General features: G+C 70.7%; 17 protein-coding genes. 8 read left to right on the top strand and 9 right to left on the bottom strand.

Annotated elements, in window-relative coordinates; genetic code table 11:
* The first annotated feature begins 14 nt into the window (after positions 1–14).
* From KZ820_RS01160 to acs, 5 genes are all read left to right on the top strand, one after another.
* Positions 15–920: a diacylglycerol/lipid kinase family protein gene (locus KZ820_RS01160; protein ID WP_219746896.1), complete on the top strand. Its 906-nt coding sequence runs from the start codon at positions 15–17 to the stop codon at positions 918–920.
* Positions 921–1,094: 174 nt separating this feature from the next.
* Positions 1,095–2,279, top strand: coding sequence for a MiaB/RimO family radical SAM methylthiotransferase (locus tag KZ820_RS01165; RefSeq protein ID WP_219746897.1), 1,185 nt, complete (start codon positions 1,095–1,097; stop codon positions 2,277–2,279).
* Positions 2,276–3,208, top strand: a complete 933-nt coding sequence (gene ftsY / locus KZ820_RS01170; RefSeq protein ID WP_132907957.1) for a signal recognition particle-docking protein FtsY — start codon at positions 2,276–2,278, stop codon at positions 3,206–3,208. Before KZ820_RS01165 ends, ftsY begins: the two co-directional genes overlap by 4 nt.
* Positions 3,205–3,906: an inner membrane-spanning protein YciB gene (locus tag KZ820_RS01175; RefSeq protein ID WP_219746898.1), complete on the top strand. Its 702-nt coding sequence runs from the start codon at positions 3,205–3,207 to the stop codon at positions 3,904–3,906. Before ftsY ends, KZ820_RS01175 begins: the two co-directional genes overlap by 4 nt.
* A gap of 43 nt (positions 3,907–3,949) precedes the next feature.
* Positions 3,950–5,878: an acetate--CoA ligase gene (gene acs / locus KZ820_RS01180; protein ID WP_219746899.1), complete on the top strand. Its 1,929-nt coding sequence runs from the start codon at positions 3,950–3,952 to the stop codon at positions 5,876–5,878.
* 182 nt (positions 5,879–6,060) lie between these two features.
* On the opposite strand, the gene asd is transcribed toward acs, so the two are convergent.
* The gene (gene asd, locus KZ820_RS01185; RefSeq protein WP_219746900.1) at positions 6,061–6,912 is read right to left on the bottom strand and encodes an archaetidylserine decarboxylase; all 852 of its coding nucleotides are present in this window, start codon (positions 6,910–6,912) and stop codon (positions 6,061–6,063) included.
* A 62-nt stretch (positions 6,913–6,974) separates the two neighbouring features.
* Here asd and KZ820_RS01190 point away from each other — a divergent pair, with 62 nt between their 5' ends.
* Complete coding sequence (locus KZ820_RS01190) at positions 6,975–8,606, top strand: aminotransferase class III-fold pyridoxal phosphate-dependent enzyme (protein ID WP_308462086.1); 1,632 nt, start codon at positions 6,975–6,977, stop codon at positions 8,604–8,606.
* A 147-nt stretch (positions 8,607–8,753) separates the two neighbouring features.
* Here the strand turns inward: KZ820_RS01190 and KZ820_RS01195 are convergent, their stop codons facing one another.
* The 8 genes from KZ820_RS01195 to KZ820_RS01230 all read right to left on the bottom strand — a co-directional run bounded on the left by KZ820_RS01195 (position 8,754) and on the right by KZ820_RS01230 (position 17,240).
* Positions 8,754–9,398: a DUF962 domain-containing protein gene (locus KZ820_RS01195; protein WP_219746902.1), complete on the bottom strand. Its 645-nt coding sequence runs from the start codon at positions 9,396–9,398 to the stop codon at positions 8,754–8,756.
* Positions 9,398–10,039 carry a class I SAM-dependent methyltransferase gene (locus tag KZ820_RS01200; protein WP_243693595.1) on the bottom strand — a complete coding sequence of 214 codons (642 nt, stop codon included), beginning with the start codon at positions 10,037–10,039 and terminating at the stop codon, positions 9,398–9,400. Before KZ820_RS01200 ends, KZ820_RS01195 begins: the two co-directional genes overlap by 1 nt.
* Before the next feature lie 297 nt (positions 10,040–10,336).
* The gene (gene rpsI, locus KZ820_RS01205; protein ID WP_132907964.1) at positions 10,337–10,885 is read right to left on the bottom strand and encodes a 30S ribosomal protein S9; all 549 of its coding nucleotides are present in this window, start codon (positions 10,883–10,885) and stop codon (positions 10,337–10,339) included.
* On the bottom strand, positions 10,885–11,364 hold the full coding sequence (gene rplM / locus KZ820_RS01210) for a 50S ribosomal protein L13 (protein ID WP_219746903.1): 480 nt from the start codon (positions 11,362–11,364) through the stop codon (positions 10,885–10,887). The genes rpsI and rplM overlap by 1 nt, the downstream gene beginning before the upstream one ends.
* A gap of 149 nt (positions 11,365–11,513) precedes the next feature.
* The gene (locus KZ820_RS01215; protein WP_219746904.1) at positions 11,514–12,554 is read right to left on the bottom strand and encodes a COX15/CtaA family protein; all 1,041 of its coding nucleotides are present in this window, start codon (positions 12,552–12,554) and stop codon (positions 11,514–11,516) included.
* 1 nt (position 12,555) lies between these two features.
* The gene (locus KZ820_RS01220) at positions 12,556–13,302 is read right to left on the bottom strand and encodes a prolyl hydroxylase family protein (RefSeq protein WP_219746905.1); all 747 of its coding nucleotides are present in this window, start codon (positions 13,300–13,302) and stop codon (positions 12,556–12,558) included.
* Positions 13,303–13,359: 57 nt separating this feature from the next.
* A complete protein-coding gene (locus KZ820_RS01225) occupies positions 13,360–14,268 on the bottom strand; it encodes an RcnB family protein (RefSeq protein ID WP_258047669.1) in 909 nt (302 codons plus the stop codon).
* An 89-nt stretch (positions 14,269–14,357) separates the two neighbouring features.
* On the bottom strand, positions 14,358–17,240 hold the full coding sequence (locus tag KZ820_RS01230; RefSeq protein ID WP_219746906.1) for a PAS domain S-box protein: 2,883 nt from the start codon (positions 17,238–17,240) through the stop codon (positions 14,358–14,360).
* 90 nt (positions 17,241–17,330) lie between these two features.
* Here KZ820_RS01230 and KZ820_RS01235 point away from each other — a divergent pair, with 90 nt between their 5' ends.
* Both KZ820_RS01235 and KZ820_RS01240 read left to right on the top strand, forming a co-directional pair.
* Positions 17,331–19,367, top strand: a complete 2,037-nt coding sequence (locus KZ820_RS01235) for an NAD(+) synthase (protein ID WP_219746907.1) — start codon at positions 17,331–17,333, stop codon at positions 19,365–19,367.
* 342 nt (positions 19,368–19,709) lie between these two features.
* A complete protein-coding gene (locus KZ820_RS01240; RefSeq protein WP_219746908.1) occupies positions 19,710–20,705 on the top strand; it encodes an SDR family oxidoreductase in 996 nt (331 codons plus the stop codon).
* The last annotated feature ends 53 nt before the right edge of the window (positions 20,706–20,758 follow it).

Raw genomic sequence — 20,758 nt, forward strand, 5'->3', positions numbered from 1 at the left:
GCGTTAGCCGGCGCATGAGAGAGATCCGCTCCGCCGCGCTCGTCGTCAACGCCAAGTCGCGGCGTGGGCGCAAGCTGTTCCGCCGCGCCTGCCGGCGCCTGCGCGAACTGCCGTTCAAGGTCGAGCCGCACGCGGTGAAGGATCCCAAGCACCTCGACCGCACCGTGCGCAAGGCGCTGGAGAAGAAGCCCGATCTGCTGATCCTTGGGGGTGGCGACGGCACCATCAGCGGACTGGTCGATCTCATGGTCGGCCACGACGTCGTGCTCGGCGTGCTGCCGCTCGGCACCGCCAACAGCTTCGCGCGCACGCTCGGCCTGCCGCTCGACATCGACGGCGCGATCGAGGTGTTCCGCACCGGCGCGCCGCGGCGGATCGACCTCGGCATGATCGACGACGATTATTTCGCCAACTGCGCCGCGATGGGTCTGAGTCCGCAGATCGCCGAGACCGTGCCACACCGGCTCAAGAAGGTGGCGGGGCGGCTCGGCTATCTCGGCTGGGCGGGCTATCAGCTGACGCGCTTCCGACCCTTCACGCTCTACGTCGACGCGGGCGATGGCAGGGACGAGCAGAAGCTGAAGGCGGTCGAGGTGCGGATCTCCAACGGCCCCTATCACGGTGGCACGTGGCTGGTGGACGAGGCCGCGGTCGACTCGGGCAAGATCGTCGTCCAGGTGGTGAAGGGACATTACAAGCGCCGGCTGGTGAGCAACTGGGCGGCGAGCTGGCTCGGGCGCCCGGAGCGCCACCATGAGGTGGTGACCTTCTCGGGCACGTCGATCCGGGTGCGCAGCGACCCGCCGTTGCCGATCTCGATCGACGGCGAGGTGCTGGCGCACACGCCGGTGACCGCGCACGTCGCGGCCGGGGTGATCGAGGTGATGGCGCCGCGCGCTGATTCCCAGCCGTCATCCTGAACTCGTTTCATGATCCACGGCTCTGCGCGAGCTTGCGCGTCTACGTGTGCGGCACAGTGGATCCTGAAACGAGGTCAGCATGACGCTGGTTGGTACGGCAAGTTCTGGCGAACCGTTTCGGCCTCCCGCACCATAGGGTCGACTTCGCCCGCCGCGCCCCCTAGATCGCGCGCCATGTCCGCCGTTCCCCAGCCAGAGGTCGTGACACTCGGCTGCCGCCTCAACATCGCCGAGAGCGAGGCGATCCGCCAGCTCGCTGGCGCGGGTGTGGCGGTGGTGAACGGCTGCGGCGTGACGAACCAGGCGATGCGCGACACACGCGCCGCGGTGCGCCGGCTGCGGCGGCGCCTGCCGCACGCCGAGCTGGTGGTCACCGGCTGCGCCGCCGAGATGGACCGCGCCGGCTTCGCCGCCATGCCAGAGGTCGACCGCCTGGTCCCGAACGCCGCCAAGCTGCTGCCGGCGAGCTGGGGGAGCGCGCGCGGCAATGCGCCGCGGCCGCGCGCGCAGACCCGCGCCTTCGTCGGCGTTCAGAACGGCTGCGACCATGCCTGCACCTTCTGCGCCATCCCGCAGGGCCGCGGCGTGAGCCGCAGCGATCCGATCGCCGAGATCGTCCCACGCGTCGCCGCGCTGGTCGAGGCGGGGCAGCGCGAGGTGGTGCTGAGCGGGGTCGACCTCGCCAGCTACGACGACCGCGGCGCCGGGCTCGCGGCGCTGGTCGAGCGACTGCTCGCCGGCGTGCCGGGGCTGGAGCGAATCCGCCTCTCTTCGCTCGACCCGCACGTGATCGACGACTCGCTGTTCGCGCTGCTCACCCAGGAGCCGCGGGTGATGCCGCACGTACATCTCTCGCTCCAGGCGGGCGACGACCTGATCCTCAAGCGCATGCGCCGGCGCCATCGCCGCGCTGAGGCGATCGCGCTGGTCGAGCGGCTGCGCGCCGCACGGCCCGATTTGGCGATCGGCGCGGACCTGATCGCGGGCTTCCCGACCGAGGACGAGGCGATGTTCGCCAACACGCTCGCGCTGGTCGACGAGGCCGACATCACTCACGCGCACGTCTTCCCCTATTCGCCGCGCGCGGGCACGCCGGCGGCGCGCATGCCGCAGGTCGAGCCCGAGGTGGCGCGCGCCCGTGCCGCCACCTTGCGCGCCGCCTCAACCGCGCGGCTCGCCAACCGCCTCGCGCGCCAGGTCGGCACGGTGCAGCGCGTGCTGGTCGAGCGCCCCGGCGACCGCGGCCACGCCCCCGATTTCAGCGAGGTCCGCCTCGCTGCCCCGCTCCCCATCGGCAGCGTGCACGACGTCACGATCGTCGCCGCCGCGCCCGACCATCTCACCGGAACCATCGCATGAGCACGAGCTGGCACGACAAGCTGCTGGGCGGCTTCCGCCGCACCTCCGACCGGCTGGTCGGCAACCTCGCCGGCCTGGGCGGCGCGCGGCTGGAGGAACACACGCTCGATGAAGTCGAGGAGGCGCTGATCGGCTCCGACCTCGGTCCGGAGACCGCCGGCCGCGTTCGCGCGCGGCTCGCCGAGGGCACGTTCGAGCGCAACATGGAGGAGCTCGGCATCCGTCTCGTCGTCGCCGAGGAGGTGGAGAAGGTGCTGGCGCAGGTCGCCAAGCCGCTCGGAATCGACGCCTTCCCGCGCCCGCAGGTGGTGCTGGTGATCGGCGTCAACGGCTCGGGCAAGACCACCACAATCGCCAAGCTGGCGCACCTGTTCCTCGAGCAGGACTATCAGGTGATGCTCGCCGCGGGCGACACCTTCCGCGCCGCCGCGATCGGCCAGCTGCGCACCTGGGCGGAGCGGATCGGCGTGCCGATCGTCACCGGCCCCGAGGGCGGCGACGCCGCGGGCATCGTCTGGGACGCGGTGAAGAAGGCGACCGAGATCGGCACCGACGTGCTGATCGTCGACACCGCCGGGCGGCTCCAGAACAAGCGCGAGCTGATGGACGAGCTCGCCAAGATCCGTCGCGTGCTCGGCCGGCTCAATCCCGCCGCGCCGCACGACGTGCTGCTGGTGCTCGACGCCACCACCGGCCAGAACGCGCTCAACCAGATCGAGGTGTTCAAAGAGGTGGCGGGAGTCACCGGCCTCGTCATGACCAAGCTCGACGGCACCGCGCGCGGCGGCGTGCTGGTGGCGGCGGCGGAGCGCTACGGCCTGCCGATCCACGCCATCGGCGTCGGCGAGCAGATGGACGACCTGCGCCCGTTCGACGCGCGCGAGGTCAGCCGCATCATCGCCGGGGTCGACACGGGGCCGCGCAAGTGAGCGCGACGCCGAAGGAGTCGGCGGGCGCGCGCGCTCTGGTCGATTACGGCCCGCTCGCGGTGTTCTTCGCGGTCAACTTCCTGCTGCCGGGCGAGAGTGCGCGCCGGCTCGTCGCCGCGGTGACGCCCGCGCTGTCCGATCTCACCCGCGTCGAGGCGCTGCTGCTCGCGCGCGTGATCGTCGCTACCGCGGCCTTCGTGCTGGCGAGCGTGGTCGCGCTGGTGATCGCCAAGGCCAAGCTCGGGCGCGTGCCGCCGATGCTGCTGATCTCGGCCGGGCTCGTCATCGTGTTCGGCGGGTTGACGATGTATTTCCGCGACCCGCGCTTCATCCAGACCAAGCCGACGATCGTCTACGCGCTGCTCGCCGCGACGCTGGGCTTCGGTGCCGCGACCGGGCGCCCGCTGCTCCAGCAGCTGATGGGATCGAGCTACCCCGGGCTGAGCGAGCGCGGCTGGCACCGGCTGACGCTCAACTGGGTGTGGTTCTTCGTCGCGATGGCGTTCGCCAACGAGGCGGTGTGGCGCGGCGCCGCGGCCACGTTCGGCGCGCAGCGCGGCTGGGACCTGTGGGCGATCTACAAGGTGTGGGTGGTCATCCCGGTGACCATGCTGTTCGCGGTCGCCAACGTGCCGATGCTGATGCGCCACGGGCTGACACTGGGCGACGAGACGCCGCCGGTGCCGCCCGAGGGCTGAGCCCAGCGCGGCGGCGATAAGGATCGAGGAGAGAGTACGAGCGATGAGCGAGACGTGTCACCCCGCGCCGGCGGGCCTGCCCGACAGCATCGACCGCGCCGGCTATGAGGAGGCCTATCGCCGCTCGGTCGCCGACCCCGAGGGCTATTGGCGCGGCGAGGCGGAGCGGGTCGACTGGATCACCCCCTTCACCCAGGTGAAGGACACGTCGTTCGACGAGGCCGACTTCCGCATCCGCTGGTACGCCGACGGCGAACTCAACGTCTCGGTCAATTGCGTCGACCGCCATCTCGCGACCCGCGCCGATCAGGTCGCGATCGTGTGGGAGGGCGACGAGCCCGGCGAGACCCGCACGCTCACCTATCGCGAGCTGCACCGCGACATGTGCCGCTTCGCCAACGTGCTCAAGTCGCTCGGCGTGCGCCGCGGCGACCGGGTGACTCTGTATCTGCCGATGATCGCCGATGCCGCCGCGGCGATGTTGGCGTGCACCCGCATCGGCGCGATCCACTCGATCGTGTTCGGCGGCTTCTCCCCCGACAGCCTCGCCAACCGGATCCAGGACTGCGACTCGCGGATCGTCATCACCGCCGACGAGGGCTGTCGCGGCGGCAAGCGCATCCCGCTCAAGGCCAACGTCGACAAGGCGGTGGCGCACTGCCCCGGGGTTGAGCACGTCCTGGTGATCCGCCGCACCGGCGGCGACGTGGCGATGACCGCGGGCCGGGACGTCTGGCTTCACGACGCGCTGGAGAGCGTGGACGACGATTGCGCGCCCGAGCCGATGGGGGCCGAGGACCCGCTGTTCATCCTCTACACCTCGGGCTCGACCGGCAAGCCCAAGGGCGTGCTCCACACCACCGGCGGCTATCTCGTCTGGGTCACGAAGACCTTCAAGGAGGTGTTCGACTATCGCGACGGCGAGCTCTTCTGGTGCACCGCCGACATCGGCTGGGTCACCGGGCACAGCTATGTCGTCTACGGCCCGCTCGCCAACGGCGCGACCACGGTGATGTTCGACGGCGTGCCCAACTACCCTGACCACGGTCGGCTGTGGGAGACGGTCGACCGGCTCGGGGTCAACATCCTCTACACCGCGCCCACCGCGATCCGCGCGCTGATGCGCGAGGGCGACCAGTGGGTGACGCGCCACAGCCGCGCCTCGCTGCGGCTGCTCGGCAGCGTCGGCGAGCCGATCAACCCCGAGGCGTGGAACTGGTATCACCGCGTCGTCGGCGACTCGCGCTGCCCGGTGGTGGACACGTGGTGGCAGACCGAGACCGGCGGCATCCTGATCTCGCCGCTGCCTTATGCCACCGACCTCAAGCCCGGCTCGGCGACCAGGCCGCTGCCCGGCGTCCAGCCGCAGATCGTCGACGCCGAGGGCAAGGTGCTCGAGGGCGCGACCGAGGGCAACCTCTGCCTGACCGACAGCTGGCCGGGGCAGATGCGTACCGTGTGGAACGACCACGAGCGCTTCTTCCAGACCTATTTCACGACCTACCCCGGCAAGTATTTCACCGGCGACGGCTGCCGCCGCGACGGTGACGGCTATTACTGGATCACCGGCCGGGTCGACGACGTCATCAACGTCAGCGGCCATCGCATGGGCACCGCCGAGGTGGAGAGCGCGCTCGTGGCGCACGCCAGCGTCGCCGAGGCCGCGGTGGTGGGCATGCCGCACGAGGTGAAGGGCCAGGGCATCTACGCCTTCGTCACGCTCAACGCGGGCGAGCAGCCGTCGGACGCGCTGCGCGCGGCGCTGCGGCAATGGGTGCGCGAGGAGATCGGGCCGATCGCCACGCCCGACGCGCTCCAGTTCGCACCGGGGCTGCCCAAGACGCGCTCGGGCAAGATCATGCGCCGCATCCTGCGCAAGATCGCGGAGAACGATCTCGGCGCGCTGGGCGACACCTCGACGCTGGCGGACCCGTCGGTGGTGGACGCGCTGGTGGCGGATCGAGTGGGGTGAGCGGGGGCGGGTAGCGCTGGTGGCCGCCCCGCCCTCCCCCTCGTCTTTCCTGCCGTCATCCGTAGTCGTCTCAGGATCCACGGTGCCGCGGACTCAGCGGCCGGAGCGTGCGCGGCACGGTGGATCCCGAGACAAGATCAGGATGACGGCAGCAGGACAGGCTAAGGCGGCAACCAACCCCCTCACCAGTCCGCCAGCACCTGCCCGGCGCGGATCGTGTCGCCCAGCCGCAGCCCGTCGCGCAGCCGCGCCGCGGGCGGCAGGAACAGCAGGATGGTCGAGCCGTGCTCGAACCAGCCCATCTCCTCGCCCTTCCCTATCCGCTTGTCGCACGCCACGCGCGCGCTTCCCTGCTCGCGCAGCACCGTCTCGACGTCGAGGAAGCCGAGCCGGATGCTCGCCACCAGGATCGCCGCGACGGGCACCAGCAGCAAAGGTCGCCCTGCCGAGCTCGCCTCGATCACCGCGCGCTCGTTGCGGCAGAAGAGCTGCTCGACCCGCTTGAGCGCGATCGGGTTGACGTTCCAGCAATCGCCCGAGAGGTACGTGACGCCCTCCACCGTCAGGTCGGCCGGCGCGTGGAAGCGATGGTACATCGCCGCGGTGAGCCGCAGCGTCACGTACCAGCCGTCGCGGAAGCGCTCCGCCAGCGCGGGATCGGGCACCAGCTCGCCGAGCCGATAGGGGAAGCCCTTCACCTGATAGACCCGGTCGCCCTCGATCCGGCCGTGCGCCCCGAGGATCGCGTCGCACGGGCTCGCCAGCGTCGCCGGATCGCGGTCATAGGCGCGCGCGCCCGGGCGCAGCCGGCGGATGAAGCCGTCGCGCAGCGAACGGAACTCGGTGGTCGCGGCGTCGGACAGGTCGACGTCGGAGAAGAAGCGCCATGCCGCCAGCGCGGGCCGCGCCACCAGAGGATGCTCCACCGCGGCGATGCGCCCGACCAGCCCGGTCGCCCAGCGTCGCGGTATGCGGTTGGTCAGCAGGAAGTTGAGATCCTCCTGCAGCAGCAGGCGGAGGAAAGCCGAGCGCATTGTCACACCTGCGTCATCGTGAGGGTCTGTGGGGAGGCATGGAGAAAAGGACGTTCGTTGCGGTGGCCGGCGCGGTCGCCACCACCCTGTTCGCGGTCAGCAAGGGACGCGAGCGGCTGCGCCTGTCGCGCGCCAAACATCCCTCGCTCGGCGGGCACGTCCGCATGGCCAAGCGCGTGGCGGGGCAGATCTCGTTCTACAGCCACCCGGAGGAGCGTTTCTTCCGCGCCGACGGCTGCGATCACGCGGTCGCGGCGCGACGGCGCGACGGCTTTCGCGGGCTGAGCGAGCTCTTCGCCGAGCGTTTCCCGCGGACGCTCGCGCTCACCGCCGAGACGCGCGCGGGGCTGTCCGACCTGCAATTCACCGGCCGCTACCGCGTCCCCTTCCCCTTCGCCGAGGTGGTGCGCGCCAAGCTGCCGACCGGCGCCTTCGTCGAGCGAACGGAAGGCGCGTGGCTGATCGACCTGGACGGGAACCGGCTGATCGACTGCACCGGCTCGTACGGGGTCAACCTGTTCGGCAGCGACTTCTACAAGGAGACGCTGCGCGAGGCGGTCGCCACCGCCGAGCCGCTCGGCGCACTGCTCGGCGCCTATCACCCGGTGGTGGCCGACAACGTCCGCCGGCTGTGCGCGCTGTCGGGACACGACGAGGTGTCGTTCCATATGTCGGGCACCGAGGCGGTGATGCAGGCGGTGCGACTGGCGCGCTACCACACCGGCAAGCGCCGGCTGGTGCGCTTCGCGGGCGCCTATCACGGCTGGTGGGGCGACGTGCAGCCCGGCATCGGCAATCCCGTCCCGGCCGATCACACGCTCACGCTCGCCGAGATGAGCGAGGAGACGCTGCGCGTGCTCGCCACCCGCCAGGACATCGCGTGCGTGCTGGTCAACCCGCTCCAGGCGCTCCACCCCAATGCGTCGGCGCCCTCGGACGGCCAATTGGTCGACAGCGCGCGCCGCGCCGGCGCCGATCTCGACGGCTACGCGCGCTGGCTCCACCGCCTCGCCGAGACCTGCCGCGCCAACGGCATCGTGCTGATCGCGGACGAGGTGTTCGTCGGCTTCCGGCTCGCGCCGGGCAGCCTGCTCCGCCGGGTCGGGGTCGAGCCCGACCTGATCACCTGGGGCAAGACGCTGGGCGGCGGGCTGCCGGTCGGCGTGCTCACCGGGCGCGCCGCGCTGATGAAGCGCTGGCGCGACGACCGCCCGGTCGACATCTGCTTCGCGCGCGGCACCTTCAACGCGCATCCCTATGTGATGGCGGCGATGGACTCGTTCCTGCGCCGGCTCGAGACCCGCCCGGTACAGGCGCTGTACGACGGACTCGACGCCCGGTGGGACGCGCGCGCGGCGCAGCTCAACGCCGCGCTCGCCGACGCGGGGTTGCCGGTGTCGGTCGCCAACCTCTCGACGATCTGGACCGTCCTGTACACGCGGCCGTCGCGCTACAATTGGATGCTGCAATACTACCTCCGCGCCGAGGGGCTGGCGCTCAGCTGGGTCGGCACCGGGCGGCTGATCTTCAGCCTCGACATGGATGACGCGCTCTTCGACGAGATCGTCCGCCGCTTCGTCACCGCCGCGCGCGCGATGCACGCGGACGGCTGGTGGAGCGGACCGGCGGTCAGCGATAAGCAGCTGCGTCGGATGGCGCTGCGCGAGTCGCTGCGGGCGCGGCTAATGCGGTGAGACTCAGCCCTCCCCCGTCGCTGTTCCCCGGCGAAGGGCCGGGGTCCAGCTGGGGGACGGCCATGGTGGCTCTCACCAGCGTCCCCCAACTGGACCCCGGCTTTCGCCGGGGAACGATCAGGGGAGCGGAAGTCGCCCCTGACAGCCTCACGCCGCGGCGTGGTGATCCCCGCTGCGCTCGCCCTTGAGCAGCCGCGCGGGCGCGGTGCGGTAGAGGCGGAAGTCGCTGAACGGATCGGTGACGATCTTGGTCGCCCACACGATACCCGTCTCGAGGTCGCGCTCGATCCACAGCTGGGTGACGCGGAACAGGATCGCGACCACCCCGAAGCACAGCCAGCCGAAGCCGACGTGTCGGAGGAAGTCGAGCGCCGTATCGGGTCGCTGGAGCAGCCCGAACAGCGTCGGCTCGGCCGCGAGCACCAGCGGGATCGCCAGCCACAGCCCCATCAGGACGTACTTCCGCGTGAGATTGTAGCCGACCTTGACCTCTTCCTTATACTCGTGGCTGACCCCGTTCTCGTGGTCATAGTCCTTGGGCTCGAAGAAGAAATGGCCGGCCTGACGGCTCGTCATCGCCACACCCCAGGCGAGCAGGCTCGCCAGCGCGGCGTCGACGAACAGCAAAGCATAGGCCACCAGGAAGGTGCAGGCGCTGACGAAGTGCAGGCTCTGATTGACCAGATTGTGATGGTAGAAGCGGTGGTCGTCCCAGCGCTGCTCCTTGAGCTGCGCGCGGAAGCCGGGATTGCCCTGCTCGTCCTCGAAGCGGAGCTTGCGGATCGTCGGCATCACTGGTCCTCCCGGTCGAGCTTGGCGATGCGCACCAGCGAGAAATGGCCGAGCGGCGGGATCTCGCGGCGCTCGATCAGCGCGACGTCGTCGCGCCCGGCGATCCAGTCGGCGTAGAGCGCGAAGGGGAAGTCGGTGCGGAAGCCGAGCCGGCTGGTCACCGGCATCAGCGTCTTCTCGATCGTGCCGCGCACGCCCTTCTCGGCGCCGACGCGCGTGGTGATGACGATCTCGCCGCCCGGCCGGCAGACGCGCGCGAACTCGTCGAGCGCGCGCGCCGGGTTGGCCACCGCGCTGACGACATATTGCGCTACCACGACGTCGAAGCTCTCGTCGGCGAAGTCGAGCGCCTCGGCGTCACCGACGCGGATCGCGTCGACGTTGTGCAGGTTCTGCCGGCGTACGCGAGCGCGCGCCTTGTCGAGCATGTCCTCGGAGATGTCGATGCCGGTCACCCGACTGGTCCGCGCATAGCCCGGCAGCGAGATGCCGGTGCCTACGCCCACCTCGAGGATCCGGCCGCCGATCCGGTCCGCGGCGCGGATCGCGCTGGCGCGACCCTGGCGGAAGACGGGCCCGAACACGAGGTCGTAGATCGGAGCCCAGCGATCATAGGCCTGGGCGACCCCGGCCGTCGTCATCACTGCTGTCATGTCAGCGCATTACCTTCGTTGGACCCGATAGCGGGCGACGGTGATGTCCGACCTCTCTCCACTCGTTGCGTGTCAGCTTCACGACGGATCGGTGACGCGCGCTGTCACGGCGCTGTTACCGAAGTGACATGCGCCAGATGCGAGAAGGGCGGCCCGTCGCCGGACCGCCCTCTCTGGGTTCTCCCCGTCGCGCCGTGTTCCTGCGCACGCAGAATTCCAGAGCGACGAAGGCTGGTGCTTGTGGCTCTGAGCTCCTGCGTTCGCAGGAGCTCAGGCAATATCCGCTTAGCGCTTCGAGAACTGGAAGCTGCGACGCGCCTTGGCGCGGCCGTACTTCTTGCGCTCGACGACACGGCTGTCGCGGGTAAGGAAGCCCGCCGCCTTCACCGGCGCGCGCAGCACCGGCTCATACTTGGTGATCGCCTGGCTGATGCCGTGCTTCACCGCGCCGGCCTGGCCCGAGAGACCGCCGCCCTTGACGGTGCAGACGACGTCATACTGACCCTCGCGCTCGGTAATCCCGAACACCTGGTTGATGACGAGCCGCAGCGTCGGACGCGCGAAATAGATCTCCTGGTCGCGACCGTTGATCGTGATCTTGCCCGAGCCCGGCTTGAGCCACACGCGGGCGACCGCGTCCTTGCGGCGGCCGGTGGCATAGGCGCGGCCCTGCTTGTCGAGCTCCTGCGCACGCAGCGGGGCGCGCTGGACCGGCTCGTCGATGCTGCCGGCGAGATAGGCCTCGGCCGAGGCGTCGGCGGCGTCGGTCTGGACCTCGCGCTGCTGCTGGAGCGCCGCACCGAGGTCAGAGAGGGACTGGCGGTTGTCGGACATTATGCGCCCACCTTGTTCTTGCGGTTCATGCCGGCGATGTCGAGCACCGCGGGGCTCTGCGCCTCATGCGGGTGCTCGGTGCCCTTGTAGATGCGCAGGTTGCGCATCTGCTGGCGACCCAGCGGGCCGCGCGGGATCATCCGCTCGACCGCCTTCTCGAGCACGCGCTCGGGGAAGCGACCCTCGAGCACCTTGGCCGCGGTGACGCCCTTGATGCCGCCGGCATAGCCGGTGTGCTTGTAATAGACCTTGTCGCCCAGCTTGTTGCCGGTGAAGCGCACCTTGTCGGCGTTGATCACGATGACATTGTCACCGCAGTCGACGTGCGGGGTGAAGCTGGTCTTGTGCTTGCCGCGCAGCACGTTGGCAATCACCACCGCAGCGCGACCGACCACCAGGCCGTCGGCGTCGACGATGTGCCACTTCTTCTCCACCTCGTGCGGCTTGGCCGCCTTGGTGGTCTTCATCAGCGCCTTCATGGTGCCTGTGACCTCGTTTCGCGTTCGAATAGAAAAGACGCGCCGCCCCGCCGGGCCTGCGCGTCGATGGCGGTGCATTGCCGCCGCGAGCCTACGAAGTCAAGGTTTCCGCGGCTTTGTCGACGGGTATTGTAATACCATGACGCCAATCAGGCGCGATTGCGGCTCACGGCATGCGCCGCCGCGACTGCGCCGATCAGCAGCAGCGCGGCGTTGGCCTGGTGCGCCACCGCGATCGGCAGGTCGACGCCGCTGAGCAAGGTCGCGATGCCGAGCGCGATCTGCGTCGCCACCAGCAGCGCCACCGCCGCCGCGGCACGGTGCGCGCGCACCTGCCGCGCGCGATGCGTCAGCAGCAGCAGCCCCGCCGCCGCGACGAAGGCGAACCAGCGGTGGATGAACTGAACCACGATCGGGTTGTCGACCGCGTTGCGCCACGCCGGCGCGACCATCGGCGTGCTCGCGGGGAACAAAGCGTCTCCCATCAGCGGCCAACTGGCGAAGGCATAGCCCGCGTCAAGCCCAGCGGTGAAGGCGCCGAACACGATCTGCACCGCGAGCAGCGCGAGCGCCAGCGCCGGCATCGCGCGTAGCGGCGCCGGACGCGCCAGCGGGTTGTCGGAGAGCGCGACGAGGTCGCGCGCGGTCCAGACGATGCCGGAGAGGATGAACAGCGCGGTGCCGAGATGCACCGCGAGCCGAACGTGGCTGACGTCGGTGCGAACCGAAAGACCCGAGGCGACCATCCACCAGCCGATCGCGCCCTGCAGTCCGCCGAGCGCGAGCAGCGCGCCGAGCCGCCAGCCATAGCCGCGCGGCACCTGGCGCTTCACCGCGAACCACAGCAGGGGGAGCGCGAAGGCCAAGCCGATCACGCGGCCGAGCAGCCGGTGCGCATATTCCCAGAAGAAGATCGCCTTGAAGCCGTCGAGCGTCATGCCGCGGTTGAGCTGCTGATACTCGGGGATGCGCTGGTAATTAGCGAACTCGGCCTGCCATTGCGCGGTGGTGAGCGGCGGGATCACGCCCGAGATCGGCTTCCACTCGGTGATCGACAGCCCGGACTCGGTCAGCCGGGTGACCCCGCCGACCACCACCATCGCGACGATCAGCGCGGCGACGCAGTAGAGCCAGCGCGCGATCGCGCGCGGGCGGGTGCTGAGCGAGAAACCGGGGCTGGCCTGAAGCATGTCACCGCTTAGCAGAGGCGGGCGCGCCCGTCGACGCCGCGGCCGCGGCAGCCTCCGCCGCCGCGCGTGCGGCACGCCCCCAGGGCTCCTCGCGGAACCACTTGGTGACGACGTACTTGGTGCCCTCCACCACCGCCATGCCCTCGTGCAGCGTCGCGGTGTTGGGGCTGCCGTCCGGGTTCATATTGTCCCAGGCGAGCAGCATCCCGCGCCGCGGCGCGACGCGTAGCCCGCCCTGCGGGAACCAGGTCGCGCCGCCCTCCTCCACCGCGTTGAGATAGACCATCGCGGTGAAGGTGCGCTGCCCGCCATTCTCGCGCATGCGCGGCCAGTAGCTCTCGCCCTCGTGGAAATAATCGTGGTGCGTGCGGAACAGCTGGCCCGGCGCGTAGCGCTGCCCCTGCATCGTCTCGCCATATTCGGGAGCGATGCCCAGCAAGGCGGCGATCGATTCGTCGACCTGGCGGATGCCGTCGGCGAAACGGTCCATGTCGCAGCTCTCGCTGGTGCGGTTGTTGGGATCGCCGCGGTCGCTCAGCAGCGAGGATGGGCGGCGGTTCGAGTCGATCACCTGGATGAGCCAGTCGCACCAGGGATGGTCGAGGAAGTCGAGGCAGCGCCATGCCGCGATCTGGTCACTGGGCAGACGCTGCATCCGGGGATCGGCATCGAGCTTGGCGGCCACCGCCGCGCCGATCGCGGCGCGCGCGGCGGAGGGGCCGCCCGGGGGAAGGGTCGTCAGGGCCATGCCGGCTCCATCGCGCGGCCCGGGGCGACACGCAAGCTGCCCGCGGCCGCGCTCGGCTCACCAGAAGATGTCGTAGATCACGTCGACCACCTGGCCGCTGTCGAGATCGACCAGCAGCGCGTCGTCATAATAGCGTACCCAGCGGTACGGGCCGTAGGCGTCGGGCAAGCGATACGCGTAGGGATCATCGATCCAGTAGCTGCGCGCGAACAACGTCGGCGCGATCCGGACGCCGATGCCGAAGCGCGTGTAGCCGCCACCCCAACCGTAGGGCGCGTAATAGCGCGGCAGGCGATAGGCATAGCGGTTGCTGCTGCGATAGCCGCTCCAGTCGTAGCGCTGATCGCGCCGCCAGTCGCGATCCCAGCGCGCGCGGTCGTCGCGACCGCCCCAGCGTCCGTTACCGCCATTGCTCCAGGCGTAGCTGCCGCGGTCGCGCCGCTGCCAGGCGTCGTCGTCGCGGTCGCGCCGCTGCCAGCCATCGCCGGATCGCGCGCTGCGCCAGTCGCCGTCGACGCGGGTGCGTGCGTCATCTCGGCCGTCCCAACCGGGCGAGCGGTCGCGCCCGCTGCGCCATTCTGCCCGCGAGCGATCGCTCTCACCGCGCACCGCCGGCGCGGCGCCATAGCCCCAGCCGCCCGGCCGCGCGTCGGGACGCGGCGCCGGTGCCGGAGCGGGCACCGGCGGCGCCCGCCAGCCGGCACGGCCGCCGCGTCCGCCGTTGCCTGGGTCGCGTCGCGCCCAGCCGCCGGTGTCGACCCGCTCCGGACGGTCAGGACGGTTCCAGTCGCCGCGCGGCACCGGCGCCGCGGCCTGCGGACCGGGCCCTCGCGGCGCATCACCGCGCGCCTCGACCCGCGCTTGCATGCGCGCGCGCATCGCGTCGCGCAGCGTACCCTGCTGCGCCGACGCCGCTGGCACCAGACCGGCGCCCACCAGCAGTCCAACCACCAACGCCTTGATCATGGCCGTCACTCTCACTCGCCGGCGCACCCCCGGCCCCATCATGCGCACGGTCTAGCGCGAGATGATAGAATGATGGCTGAACCGGCGAGTCAGCCTTGGGACAGCTCCGCCGGCGCGAGCAGAGCGGCGAGCCGCTCGACGAGCTGAACGCGCGTATAGGGTTTGCGGATCACCTGCGGCGCGGGCACGTCGGCGAGTTCGTCGGCGTCGGCATAGCCGGTGACGAACAGCACCGGTAGCGTCGGCCGGCGCCGGCGCGCGCGGCGCGCGAACTCCACCCCGGTCATCACGGGCATAGCGACGTCCGCCACCACCGCCTCGATCGCGGGATCGGCGTCGAGCGCGTCGAGCGCGGCGGCGCCGTCCGCCGCCTCGACCACGCCGCAGCCGGCGTCGCGCAGCGCGTCGGCGGTGATCTCGCGCACGCGGTCCTCGTCGTCGAGCACCAAGACGCGCCGTCCCGCCACCGAGCCGACGTCGTCGCGCCGCTCGCCCGCCGTGGCCTCGCCCGGTGCCGCGGTGGCGCGCGGCAGATAGACCGAGACTCGCGTGCCCTCGCCCGGCCGGGTGTCGATCCGCACGCCCCCGCCCGATTGCTTGGCGAAGCCGAACACCTGTGCGAGGCCCAGCCCCGACCCCTTGCCCACCTCCTTGGTAGTGAAGAAGGGCTCGAGCGCGCGCGCCAGTACCTCGGGCGTCATGCCCGTGCCGGTGTCGCTCACCGCGACCCGGACGTAATCGCCCGCGCACGGCTCCTCCGGCCGCATCGGGGTGCCGAGCGCGACGTTGGCGGTGCTCACCCGCAGCGTCCCCCCGCCGGGCATGGCGTCGCGCGCGTTGATCGCGAGGTTGAGCAGGATCAGCTCGAGCTGAGTCGGATCGACCATCGCGGGCCAGGGCTGGTCGCACACCGCCGCCTCGATCGCGATCGAGCGCCCCAGCGTGCTCTCCAGTAGCGGGACGAGCCCGGTCACCGCGGCGTTGAGGTCGACCACCTTGGCCTCGAGGCGCTGGCGGCGCGAGAAGGCGAGCAACTGCGCGGTCAGCGTCGCCCCGCGCTCGGCGGCCGCACGAACATGATCGAGCTGCTCCAGCGCGCGCGGCGTCAGCGGCCCCCGCGCCGCGGCGCGCGACACCATCTCGACGTTGCCGAGCACCACGGTGAGCAGGTTGTTGAAGTCGTGCGCCACGCCCGAGGTGAGCTGGCCGATCGCCTCGAGCCGCTGAAGCTGGTGGAGCGTCTCCTCCACCTTCTCGCGCTCGGCGATCTGGCGGGTGAGCTCGGCGGTGCGCTCTTCCACCCGCGCCTCGAGGCGCTCGCCGGCGAGGTGCGCCTCGGTCACGTCGATCGCGCAGCCGACATAGCCGAGGAAGGTGCCGCCGAGGAAGCGCGCGCGCGCCTCGGCGTGGACCCAGCGCTCGCCGCCCGCGCGCGTGAGCAGGCGATAGTCGCCGCTCAGCGGGTCGCGTGCGCGCTGCCGCTCGACCAGCCGCCGCGCCGCCGCCGCGCGCAGCTCGCTCGGCAGCAGCGAGAGCCAGCCGCTGGCCACTACCTCGTCGGGCGCGACGCCCAGGATCGCGCGGAAGCCCTCGCTGGCGAAGGTGAGGTTCAGCTCGGCGTCGGTCAGCCACACCAGGGCGGGCAGGCTGTCGGCGAGCATGCGGAAGCGCGCCTCGCTCTCGCGCAGCGCGTCGGCCTCGCGTTTGCGCGCGGTGACGTCGATCACGGTGCCGATCGCGCGCACGCAGCGCTCGTCCTCGAACAGCCCGCGTCCGCGCACCGCGAGCCAGCGGGTCGAGCCGTCGGGCGCCGGGCAGGTGCGATACTCGATGTCGTAGCGCGCGCGGCGCGCGGGATCGATCGTGGCGAGAAAGGCCTGGCGCACGCGCGGCCGGTCCTCTGGGTGGAGCAAGGCCGCGAACTCGGCGAGCGACTGCGCCGGCCCCGGCTCGATCCCGTACATCGCCCAGGTCCGCGGCGAGCAGGAGAAGCGGTCGGCGGCGAGGTCATAGTCCCAGGTGCCGATCTCGCCCGCCTCGGTGGCGAGTTCGAGTGAGTCGCGGCTCAGCGCCAGCGCGCTCTCGGCGCGGTGGCGCTCGGTGACGTCGGTGCCCTCGACGAACACCGCGGTGACAGCCCCGTTCGCGTCGGTGACTGGCTGGAGGATGAAGTCGAGCCGGCGCTCCTCGCTGCCACCGTCGTCGCGCGGCAGCAGCAGCGGCACCTCGGTCCCGCGATACGGTCGCCCGGTCGCCACCACGCCGTCGAGCTTGTCGATCAGCCCGCGCTGCGCCACCTCGGGCACCGCCTCCGCCAAAGCGCGGCCGACCACGTCGCGCCCGCCGACCAGCCGGCGGTAGGAAGCGTTGGCGAGCTCGACCACATGGCCGGGCTGGCGCAGCACCGCGATGAAACCCGGCGCCTGATCGAACATCTCGCGCAGCCGCTCACGGTCCTCCGCCATCGCGCGCGCGGCGCGCACCCGAGCGGTGGTCTCGGAGACGATGCACAGCACGCCGCCGACGCTGCCGTCCGCCAGCGGCACCGGCGAGTAGCTGACGTCGAAATAGACCGTCTCGCCCTGCCCGGTGCGCTCGATGTAGAAGGGACGGTCCTTGGCGGCGAAGGTCTCGCCGCTGGTGCGCACGTGCGCGAGCAGCGGCTCGAGATCGTCCCACAGCTCGCTCCACGACTCATGCGCCGGCCGGCCCAGTGCGCGCGGATGCTTGGCGCCGATCGTCGGGGCGTAGGCGTCGTTGTAGAGCGCGACGTAATCCGGGCCCCAGAACAGCACGATCTCGACTCGCGCGGGCAGCGCCAGCGCCAGCGCGTTGCGCAGCTCCGCGGGCCAGCCGGCGATCGGGCCGAGCGGCGAGGCCGACCAGTCGTGCGCCAGGATCCGCTGGCCCATCTCGCCGCCATGCACGAACAGCAGCGTCGGATCGCTCGGCGAGGTCAACGGTTGGTTCATCGCGTTCGGGAGCCTAGCGCGGTGCTGCGACTGAGAGAAGTTAAGATACGCCGGGTGGTGAGGCGGCGCGCAGGCGGGTAGGTCAGTGACATGAACCCGGCCTTCCGCTCGATCCACCACCACGGCCTGCTGCGTGTCGCCGCGGCCACCCCGACCGCCAGTGTCGGTGACCCCGCCTTCAACGCCGAGGCGACGATCGCGCTGGCGCGACGCGCACACGAGAAGGCCGTCGACCTTGTCGTCTTCCCCGAGCTCAACCTCAGCAGCTACGCGATCGACGACCTCCACCTCCAGTCGGCGTCGCAGCGCGCCACGCGCGACGCGATCGCGCGCGTGGTGGCAGCCTCCGCCGACCTGCGCCCCGTGCTGCTGGTCGGCGCCGCGCTCGAGCGAGAGGGTCGGCTCTACAATTCCGCGCTGGCGGTCGCGCGCGGGCGCGTGCTCGGCGTGGTGCCCAAGACCTTCCTCCCCAACTACCGCGAATATTACGAGAAGCGCTGGTTCGCGAGCGGCGGCGGCCTCGCCGGGCTGTCGATCCGTATCGGCGAAGAGGAGGTGCCGTTCGGCACCGACCTGCTGTTCGCCGCGGACGACCTGCCGCGCTTCGTCGTCCACGCTGAGATCTGCGAGGATTACTGGTCCCCCACACCGCCCTCGACGCTCGGCGCGCTCGCCGGGGCTTTGGTGTGCGCCAACCTTTCCGCCTCGAATGTGGTGATCGGCAAGTCGCGCGAGCGGATGATGCTGTCGGCTTCGCAGTCGGCGCGCGCGATGTGCGCCTACGTCTATTCGGCCGCCGGGCCCGGCGAGAGCACCACCGATCTCGCCTGGGACGGCCAGGGCACGGTGCACGAGCTCGGCGAGCTGCTCGCGGAGTCGACCCGCTTCGCGCACGAGCCCGAGCTGGTCGTCGCCGACGTCGACCTCGAGCGGCTCGCGCAGGAGCGGCTGCGCAACGGCACGTTCAACGACAGCGCCGCGCTGCTCGGCCATCCCGAGACGCGCTTCCGCCGCGTCGGCTTCGCGCACCGGCCCGATGTCGCCGACGTCGGGCTGGAGCGCGACCTGCGCCGTTTCCCGTTCGTGCCCAACGATCCCGCCAAGCTCGACGAGGATTGCTACGAGGCGTTCAACATCCAGGTCGAGGGCATCGCCAAGCGGCTCGTCGCCGCGAACGCGAAGCGGCTCGTGATCGGCGTGTCGGGCGGGCTCGACAGCACGCACGCGCTGATCGTCGCGGCCAAGGCGCTCGACCGGCTCGGGCGGCCGCGCGCGGACATCCTCGGGATCACCCTTCCCGGCTTCGCCACCAGCGAGGGCACCAAGAGCAACGCCTGGAAGCTGATGGACGCGCTCGGCATCACCGCGGAGGAGATCGACATCCGCCCCGCCGCGACGCGGATGCTCGCCGACATGGGCCATCCGTTCGGCCGGGGCGAGCCGGTGTATGACGTCACCTTCGAGAACGTCCAGGCGGGGCTGCGCACCGACTATCTCTTCCGCATCGCCAACCAGCGCGACGGGCTGGTGGTCGGCACGGGCGACCTCAGCGAGCTGGCGCTGGGCTGGTGCACCTATGGGGTCGGCGACCAGATGAGCCATTATGCGGTCAACGCCGGTGTGCCCAAGACGCTGATCCAGTTCCTGATCCGCTGGGCGATCGCGACCGGTCAATATGACGCACCGACCAACGCGGTGCTCGACGCCATCCTGTCGCAGGAGATCTCGCCCGAGCTGGTGCCGGGCGAGGAGCTGCAGAGCACCGAGAGCAAGATCGGGCCGTACGCGCTCAACGACTTCTTCGCGCACTACGTGATCCGCCACGGGCTCGCGCCATCCAAGATCGCGTTCCTGGCGTGGCACGCCTGGCGCGACCTGGAGCAGGGGCGCTGGCCGATCGGTTACCCCGAGGCGGCGCGCACCGCCTATGACCTCGACACGGTGCGGCTGTGGCTCGAGCGCTTCCTCGTCCGCTTCTTCCAGACGAGCCAGTTCAAGCGCTCGGCGATCCCCAACGGACCCAAGGTGTCGGCGGGGGGCGCTCTGTCGCCGCGCGGCGACTGGCGCGCGCCGTCGGATGGCACGGCCAAGGCGTGGCTCGCGGAGCTGGCGGCGAACGGGCCGTGAGGTGGGCCTAAATCCTCCCCGCTCGCGGGGAGCGAGACCAGCCGCAGGCTGGTGGAGGGGGGCGTCCGCATACGACCCAGCCTGTGTGTGGACAGCCCCCTCCACCACCGGCTTCGCCGCGGTCCCCCTTCCCGCAAGCGGGGAGGATCTCGGGGCTGTCCTACTTGGCGGGGATCGAGCTAGCCTGGCGGCCGCGCTTTGACATCGTACCCCCAGCAAAACGCCCCGCACCCAAACGCGCCCGCGACTCAACATTCGCAACATTCGCGCGCCGTCGCGCTACCCCCTGAACCTCTGCCCTTCTCACCCGTTCGGCGCAAATCCTTCTTGGAGATCAGCGACATGGACGATCAGGGCACGACGCGCCGTACCATCCTGGGCGGCGCTGCCGCCGGCCTCGCCTTAACCGCTACCACCGCCGCGGCGCAGGGCAGCGGCGCACAGCCGTCCGGCCCGGCCAAGCTCAGCGACCCGCGCAGCAAATACACTAGCCAGCCCTTCCCCGAGCAGCGCCAGCCCTGGCCCGCGCTGCAGTCGAAGATGAACCCGCGTCCCGACAGCGGCGAGACCAGCTATCGCGGCTCGGGTCGGCTCACGGGCCGTAAGGCGCTCGTCACCGGCGGCGACAGCGGGATCGGGCGAGCCGCCGCGATCGCCTTCGCGCGCGAGGGTGCGGACGTCGCGATCAATTACTACCCGACCGAGGAGCCCGACGCGCAGGAGGTCAAGGCGCTGATCGAGCAGGCCGGGCGCAAGGCGGTGCTGCTGCCGGCCGACATCCGTACCGAGCGCGCCTGCACCAAGCTGGTCGCCGACGCGGTGCGCGGGCTCGGCGGGCTCGACCTGCTCGTCAACAACGCCGCCTATCAGCAGAGCAAGTCGGACATCGCCGAGATCAGCGACGAGCAGATGGTGCGCACCTTCGAGACCAACATTTTCGCGATGTTCCGCATCGCCAAAGCGGCGATCCCGTCGATGCCGCCGGGCTCGGTGATCATCAACACCGGCTCGGTCAACAGCTACGATCCCGGCGAGGAGCTGCTCGATTACGCCTCGACCAAGGGCGCGATCCTCATCTTCACCAAGGGGCTGGCCAAGCAGCTCGCCAAGAAAGGCATCCGCGTCAACATGGTGGCGCCGGGGCCGATCTGGACCCCGCTCCAGGTCGCCGGCGGCCAGCTACCCGGCAAGATGGGCGAGTTCGGCCAAGACACGCCGATGGGCCGCGCCGGTCAGCCGGCCGAGCTCGCCCCACTTTACGTCGCCCTGGCGGAGGACGGGACCAGCTTCTCCACCGGCACCGCGGTGGGCGCGCACGGCGGCAAGGGCAATCCATGAGACGAGCTGATTGAGTTAGATCAAGTCGTTGATTTTAGCGAGGAACACAACGC

This window comes from Sphingomonas citri, from assembly GCF_019429485.1.
GTDB lineage: Bacteria > Pseudomonadota > Alphaproteobacteria > Sphingomonadales > Sphingomonadaceae > Sphingomonas > Sphingomonas citri.

Coding starts and splice junctions, on each gene's coding strand:
- KZ820_RS01215 (WP_219746904.1), bottom strand. CDS start 12,554: ATGCTTCAGGCCAGCCCCGGTTTCTCGCTCAGCACCCGCCCGCGCGCG.
- KZ820_RS01220 (WP_219746905.1), bottom strand. CDS start 13,302: ATGGCCCTGACGACCCTTCCCCCGGGCGGCCCCTCCGCCGCGCGCGCC.
- KZ820_RS01230 (WP_219746906.1), bottom strand. CDS start 17,240: ATGAACCAACCGTTGACCTCGCCGAGCGATCCGACGCTGCTGTTCGTG.
- KZ820_RS01160 (WP_219746896.1), top strand. CDS start 15: ATGAGAGAGATCCGCTCCGCCGCGCTCGTCGTCAACGCCAAGTCGCGG.
- acs (WP_219746899.1), top strand. CDS start 3,950: ATGAGCGAGACGTGTCACCCCGCGCCGGCGGGCCTGCCCGACAGCATC.
- KZ820_RS01200 (WP_243693595.1), bottom strand. CDS start 10,039: ATGACGACGGCCGGGGTCGCCCAGGCCTATGATCGCTGGGCTCCGATC.
- rpsI (WP_132907964.1), bottom strand. CDS start 10,885: ATGTCCGACAACCGCCAGTCCCTCTCTGACCTCGGTGCGGCGCTCCAG.
- KZ820_RS01235 (WP_219746907.1), top strand. CDS start 17,331: ATGAACCCGGCCTTCCGCTCGATCCACCACCACGGCCTGCTGCGTGTC.
- KZ820_RS01240 (WP_219746908.1), top strand. CDS start 19,710: ATGGACGATCAGGGCACGACGCGCCGTACCATCCTGGGCGGCGCTGCC.
- ftsY (WP_132907957.1), top strand. CDS start 2,276: ATGAGCACGAGCTGGCACGACAAGCTGCTGGGCGGCTTCCGCCGCACC.
- KZ820_RS01165 (WP_219746897.1), top strand. CDS start 1,095: ATGTCCGCCGTTCCCCAGCCAGAGGTCGTGACACTCGGCTGCCGCCTC.
- KZ820_RS01195 (WP_219746902.1), bottom strand. CDS start 9,398: ATGCCGACGATCCGCAAGCTCCGCTTCGAGGACGAGCAGGGCAATCCC.
- KZ820_RS01225 (WP_258047669.1), bottom strand. CDS start 14,268: ATGATCAAGGCGTTGGTGGTTGGACTGCTGGTGGGCGCCGGTCTGGTG.
- asd (WP_219746900.1), bottom strand. CDS start 6,912: ATGCGCTCGGCTTTCCTCCGCCTGCTGCTGCAGGAGGATCTCAACTTC.
- rplM (WP_219746903.1), bottom strand. CDS start 11,364: ATGAAGGCGCTGATGAAGACCACCAAGGCGGCCAAGCCGCACGAGGTG.